Below are 6,700 nucleotides of genomic sequence, written 5' to 3'. Positions count from 1 at the left end.
AATTAAAAACCTACAAGAATTCAACTGATAAATGCAATTTTCAGATTTGATTGGTATAAATACTTTTGAATTCAGCAACTAATAAATGTAACTCTAAATTTATCCCATAAAAAAAGGCTTGTACATATCTGTACAAGCCTTGATTATCAAATTAAAACTAGTTTAGTTTTTAATAACTTTTACTGTTTTAAAGTAGTTGGCTTCATTCTCAATTTTAACAAAGTAAACACCAGTTGCTAATCCTTCAGAAGAGATGACAGCTTCGTTAGCATCAACTTTTTGGTCTAATACAAGATTACCCAGTAAATTATAAACTTTTACAGATGAGATATTTACACTTGTTTTAATATTCCAATTATTCCGAGTTGGGTTTGGATATACTGTAAAGTCAGCTTGGCTAAATTGGTTGGTACTTAATGTAGAGTTTTGAGTTAAAATTACATTATCGAGATAAACTATACCATCATTGTCAACGCTATCATTAAGTGGACTCACCTTCCATTGGAATAAAGCTGTCTCAGAAAAACCAAGATCAGTAAAATATGACATAGGAATTTCAACTTTTACCCAAGTTTCATTAACAACAGGCTCTTGAATACTTATTTGATATTTGTGTTCTGTAACTCCACCATCATTACTAATCATAACGAAGTCAAATCCTACAACTCCAGCTCCTGCCCAATAATCAAATGATACGAAATTATAAGCAGAAACATCGTCAGGTCCGCCTTCACCTTGTCCCCAACCTGCAACACCAAAATTAAATTTCAATGCTTTATTCACAGCATCTGATGGGTCTAGGTCTGGCTCTCCTGCTAAAGTTCCAAATGAATAAATGATAGGGAATATAGTAGTAAAACCGTTGGTATCATTATAAATGCTATAAGTTTCATTATCTGGTGTAGTTGGCACTGGAGCTGCTACACTTGGTATAGGATCAACTGGTACAACTATTCCATTAGGTCCAGTTATATCATCTATATAATAAGTACCTATTTCTCCATTATTAAAGTCAGGAAACGTAGTCATTAAGGGATAGTCATCTGCTAAGTTAGGTCCAAAGTCAATTGAAACTGATTGCCATCCTTGCACGTTGGAGTTAAAAGCTAATTCAACTGCTCCAGGTCCATTTGTAGCACCCTCTAGTTTTAATAAATGTGTTCTCACATCTGCAACGGGAGCCCAAAAATCAAATGTAATAGTATTATTAGCATCATCAGACAAATCTATATACGTTGCCATAGTTACTGTAGCTCCATCGAAAGGCGCGCCGTTTCCTATGAGCTCCAACACAGAATTTGTGCCATCTGTAGGATCAACTACAACAGCAGCTGCTGCACCGTTAAAGGGTACAAAAGCATCATCCTCAGGGACTTCAAAGTCAAGAGGAAGTGTTTGTGCAAAGACCAGAGTACTGGTTAGCATCATCATAAGTAAAAGTGTAATTTTTTTCATTGTTATTAATTTATAGTTTATAAAAATTAGTTATCCTTAAATATACCTCTATTTTTTTATTAATATCATAATTCAGGACTTACAAAAAGCATACACTATTTTAGTTGATTTTATTTAGTTTCGAACTTTGCAACTCCCCGCATTTACTCACTTTCAAAAGATAGATTTAAAGTTTGTATGGTTGATGTATAGGTAGTAATCGTTTGATTTTAAGGTTATTTAGTATTTAAGTTGTTCGTCCTTATCCCAAATTCCCCAATATGCACCAACATCACCTTCATCACCTACTTTCCAAGACTCATCAAAAGACGAGAAATAGAAGACTTCAATACCTGCTTTTTTACTCCATAACTGGGTATTTATAAAGTATTTTAAAGCATTCATCTCCGAGGGGTGTGCATCGCCGAGACTTTCCCCTTTGCTAGGCCAGCCGGTCTCTGTAATTATTACTTTTTTACCTTTTGCAGCATTTAAAGCTTGGCCATACATATGTTGCATATGGGTCAACGAATAGTCGTAATGGCAACTTTCCCAAAAGGGATAGCAGTTAGCTAAAATAACATCACATTTAGCAGTTAGCTCAGGATGAACTGTAAACTCATAATAGGCATCGACGTAGCCAACAGGAATATGTGATGGAATAGCAGCTCTCACTTCATCCAAGTGTCGCATAAGTTCCTCAACAGTCAAATCGTTCCTATATAAAACTTCGTTACCTACGGCAGCAATATCCACCAAGCCCTCATTGGCCATCTTGATTAAGCTATCTAGTTCTTCCCTATTTTTCTCTTTGTCATCACTTAGCCAAGCTCCAACTAAGGTTTTTAATCCAAGTTGCTTAGCTACTTTTGGTACAAATTCATTTCCTTCAATGCAAGAGAAGGAGCGTACCCACTTGATGTGTGGTTTTAAGATATTCATCCGTCTGAGTACTTGTTCTTCTGTAATATGATGTCCAGGTTCCTGTCCATCTTCATACATACTAAAGCACATACCATGAAAACCTTGTGACATGATAGTCTTAAATACATCGTGAAGTTCTTCAGTGGTGTATTCTTTTAAAAAATTCTGCGTTTTTATAGACGCTAAAAATTTTTCTTGTTGCTTGGATAGTTCTTGTTCTTTCCTGTAAGTCATGTTTTATTTAAATTTAAGTTGTTCGTTTTTATCCCAAATTCCCCAGCGTTGGCCAACATCTCCTTCGTGATGAATTTTCCAAGATTCATCAAATGAGGAAAAATAAAATAATTTAATATCTTCTTTATTCACCCAGCTGTTGACATTAATAAAATATTTCATGGCATTGTATCCTGAAGGTACCGCTTCTTCTGTATTTTCACCTTCACTTGGCCAGCCAGTTTCTGATATAATTACAGGTTTACCATTCGCTTTGTCCTTAATTAATTTATACATATCCCTTAAATAGGAAGGCGAAATTTCTATAGCACTGCCTTCCCAGAAAGGGTAGCAATTTATTAGAATAACGTCGCATATATCAATAAGTGATGGATTTTCATTAAAGATATAATAAGAATCAACGTAAGCCACTGGAATGTTAGGTAAAGCTTTTTTAACTTTTGAAATGTAATCCAAGATATCTTTTTCAGATAATTCTTCCCGAAGAAGGACCTCATTCCCTACAACTGCTATATCTACAAACCCAGCTTTACCAAGTTCTATCAGTTTTTTTATTTCATTTCCATTTTGAATCATATTTGCACTTATCGAAGCTCCTACCATAGTTTTAAGATGGTGGTCTTTAGCTACTTTTGGTATATGTTCATTACCATTTGTACAAGAGAAAGAGCGTACCCATTTAGTATAAGGTTTAATAATATTAATTCGTCTTATAATTTGTTCTTCAGAAAGTATATCACTGGTGTCTTGGCCATCCATATATGGGCTAAAGCACATACCATGCATACCATTGTTTAAGTTTGTTAAAAATAATTTTTTGATTTCGTCAATTGATTTTCCAGAAAAATCGATATCATATTTTGGATTTGGTGCCCTTTGAATAGAACCTAAAGATAATGGTTCCTGATTTTGGTAATACAAAGAATTAATTTGTCTTGGTTTAGGCTTACTGTTTCTTATTTTGAGCTCAGCTCCAATTCCTCTAACCCTTTTTTCATCAAGATCATATTTCCACATCACAATAAAGGCTAAAGCAGCGGTTGATACTGGAAGAATAATATCAGCTATTCTTAATTGGTTCATCGTTTCTACCGTTTGGGTGACAGCACCCTCATCGAACCCGACTAAAGTTAATATAGCTCCTCCTAGTACTAGCGCAATAGCTTGTCCTACTTTAACCATCCACCAATAGATTGCTCCAAAAGTTCCTTCTTTTCTTGGCAATCCATTTTCTAATTCATCTAGATCACAAACATCTGCTGTCATAGACATCATGAGGGTAAATAAACCACCTAAACCAAAAGCCATAAAAGGAATAGGAACAAACATTAACCAAGGTGCACCTTGACTGATGTCTATGCTAAACCAAGACATCCCTATGCTGTCTAAGAAAGGATTTATCGCATTAAATACGGAGGCCACAAAATTATTTAAACCTTGACCAGCACTCGATGCGTTGAATTGAGCATTTAATGAATTATCAAATCCCCACCACTTAAGTCCATAACCAACTATAGAAATTGCGGTAGATATAAGAAAGGCTTTGCGTTTTCCAAATTTATTTGCAATACTAGAAATAATAGGAATAACTAAAAATGCAGTAACTAGTGCGGTGATTGAAGCAAACCATGCTGGCCATGTTCCTGCTTGACCATAATCCCCATTATAAATATAAAAAACAATAATAAAAAAACTGAATGAAGCCACCATTTGGAAACCATTAAAAACAAGAAAAGTGGCACTGCACAATTTCATGAAAGGTTTGCATTTAGAGACTTGTATAATTCCTTGAAACAATTCTTTGAAACTAGAGGATAACGTACCCATGCTAATTTTTTTGCGGTTTTCCATTTGTCCTGCATCCATTCCTTTACAGAATAGGGCTGGAAGAATACCCAATACACCGCAAACTAGTCCTACCATTAGTGATAATTGTCGGACTCCAGTAGCTTGTAATTTTTCATTCGTTATTTTCTGTAATTCGTTACCAGTTAATCCCATTTCGCCAATTGTTCTCAAGGCTACGTCACTTAATGGAAATACAGTAGGATCTGCGATAACTACCCAAAACCAAGGAACGATCATCCAAGCAATTTGACCTATGGTATTTGCAAAAGCCATTAAGCGGGTACGTTCATTATAATCTGGAGTCATTTCATAACCAAGACCTACTAATGGTGTGGCAAACATGGTATTTCCAACTAAAAACACCAAAGACATTAAAAGAAAATAACAAAAGTTGAAGGCAACGGAGTTGTCTTCACTCAATTGGAATAAAAGGGCAAACAATATACCACTCAAGATAGCCCCGACAAAGATGTATGGTCGCCTCCTTCCTAATTTAGATTTCGTGTTATCAGAAATAAATCCCATTATGGGGTCAGTAATAGCATCAAATATTCGTGGCAAACCACCTAACAAGCCTGCTAAAAATGGATCCATACCGAATGCTGTCACCAAGAAAAACATGAAAACAGCTAAAGCTCCTGGTAATAAATTGAGTACTAAATGGCCTGCGCCAAAAGCTGCCTTTTGTTTAATGGGAACTTTATCTTTTGCCAATGTTTTTTCTTGGGACATAAGGCTTATTTTTTAGGTTTTAATACAATAGTTTGAATGGCTTGAGGACTTATAGAAACTACTTGTTGTGCATCTCTCATACTAAGCTCAAATACTTTTTCTTCTTCTGAAGGGTTAAATACGATAACGATATGGCTTCCATCTGGATTTGTGGCAGCGCTCACTTGCAAGTCTTTATCTGTAGATTCGAAATCAATTCGTTTTGCACCTGGTCTTATGTATTTACTGAAATGAGCCATGGTGTAATAGAGTGGGGTAAAATAGACTTCATCTTGATCAGGATCTACAATGACTGGAGCCACACACCAGTTTTTAAACCAGTTAGGTCCTCCTTGTCGGTCCAAGACCATATTCCAGTCGACCCAGCCATCAACCCAATTGTTCATACATCCTATAATATCTCTAGCATAGCGATAAACAGGAACGTATTTTGGGTGTAAGTGTTTTTGAGCCTCAGGAGCCCAATCCCAGCCCCAATCTGTCGCTTCTTTACTCCAATACCAGTCGTCATCTTTCCATTTAGGAACTTCGGAATCCACACAGGCTTCAGTTTGTATCAAGTATTTCTGGGGTGCTTTTTCATGTGCATATTGCAACGCTTCAGGAAACACTTCAAAGGTACTTTCGTACCAGTGTATAGCAGTACCATCATAATAGTTAGTATTTTCCTCATTCTTATACATCACATCCACCCACTCTTTAATGCCTTCGCGATTTTGGTCATATCCTAAAATAATTTTATCGCCTTTACCGTCTTTTTCTAATTGAGGGCCGAGGTGATTGCTCACAAAATCAGTCATTTCTTCTGGGGTATAGTGCATGCTTTCCCAATTATTGCCGTTACCATGTGGTTCATTTTCCACAGTAAAACCCCATATATCTATCCCTTCAGCTTCATAAGCATCTACATATTTAGAAAAGAAAAGGGCCCAAGTGTCGTAATGTTCTGGCTTTAATTTTCCACCAACCCACTCATTATTATCCTTCATCCAAGGTGGAGCGGTCCAAGGAGAAGATATAATTTTAAATCCTTCCTTAGAGGCTTCCATAGCCTCTTTAATCATAGGAATAATATCGTCTTTATCCTCTTTGATAGAAAAATTAGTCAATAGGGTGTCGCCTTCAACGGGGGCATATGAATATTGACCTAAAGAGAAATCACTTGAGTTCATATGAGTTCTGGTTAACGAATACCGCGCTCCACTATCTGCAAAATAAGCATCGATGATTTTTTGACGGTTTTCTTTACTCAATCGATTCAGTAAATAAGCAGAAGATTCTGTAAATGATCCGCCAAAACCCGTAAAGGTTTGAAAGGTTTTATCAGGGTTTAAATTGATTTTAGAAGTTGGTTTTCCTTCGCTAAAGACTTCAACTTTAGAGAGTTTATTTCCACTTCTGGAGGTTTCAACAACCTCAACCTTTAAAGACTTTTCTGTTTCTATACAAGAACTAATCACTAATAGAGCTATTAAGTTTATAGATAAAATTTTCAGACTTTTCATACATACCGTTTTTCATGATTGGC

At 36.0% G+C, this 6,700-nt stretch carries 4 protein-coding genes; all 4 read right to left on the bottom strand.

Features of this window, described 5'->3' with window-relative positions; all coding sequences use genetic code 11:
* Positions 1-162: 162 nt before the first annotated feature.
* Positions 163-1,455: a T9SS type A sorting domain-containing protein gene (locus CXF67_RS10965; RefSeq protein WP_102088786.1), complete on the bottom strand. Its 1,293-nt coding sequence runs from the start codon at positions 1,453-1,455 to the stop codon at positions 163-165.
* Between the two features lie 219 nt (positions 1,456-1,674).
* Positions 1,675-2,592, bottom strand: a complete 918-nt coding sequence (locus CXF67_RS10960; RefSeq protein ID WP_102088785.1) for a glycoside hydrolase family 17 protein — start codon at positions 2,590-2,592, stop codon at positions 1,675-1,677.
* Between the two features lie 3 nt (positions 2,593-2,595).
* The gene (locus tag CXF67_RS10955; RefSeq protein WP_102088784.1) at positions 2,596-5,172 is read right to left on the bottom strand and encodes an MFS transporter; all 2,577 of its coding nucleotides are present in this window, start codon (positions 5,170-5,172) and stop codon (positions 2,596-2,598) included.
* Positions 5,173-5,177: 5 nt separating this feature from the next.
* Entirely contained in the window at positions 5,178-6,677 is a 1,500-nt protein-coding gene (locus CXF67_RS10950; RefSeq protein WP_102088783.1) for a glycoside hydrolase family 30 protein, read from the bottom strand.
* Positions 6,678-6,700 lie beyond the last annotated feature (23 nt).

It is taken from the genome of Psychroflexus sp. MES1-P1E (assembly GCF_002836055.1).
Taxonomy (GTDB): Bacteria; Bacteroidota; Bacteroidia; order Flavobacteriales; family Flavobacteriaceae; genus Psychroflexus.
Note: the sequence above shows the minus strand (reverse complement) of the source record. Positions and strands in the feature narration are given on the sequence as shown.

Excerpts from the sequence above, each read along its gene's own strand:
- CXF67_RS10965 (WP_102088786.1), bottom strand. The coding sequence starts at position 1,455 with ATGAAAAAAATTACACTTTTACTTATGATGATGCTAACCAGTACTCTG.
- CXF67_RS10960 (WP_102088785.1), bottom strand. The coding sequence starts at position 2,592 with ATGACTTACAGGAAAGAACAAGAACTATCCAAGCAACAAGAAAAATTT.
- CXF67_RS10955 (WP_102088784.1), bottom strand. The coding sequence starts at position 5,172 with ATGTCCCAAGAAAAAACATTGGCAAAAGATAAAGTTCCCATTAAACAA.
- CXF67_RS10950 (WP_102088783.1), bottom strand. The coding sequence starts at position 6,677 with ATGAAAAGTCTGAAAATTTTATCTATAAACTTAATAGCTCTATTAGTG.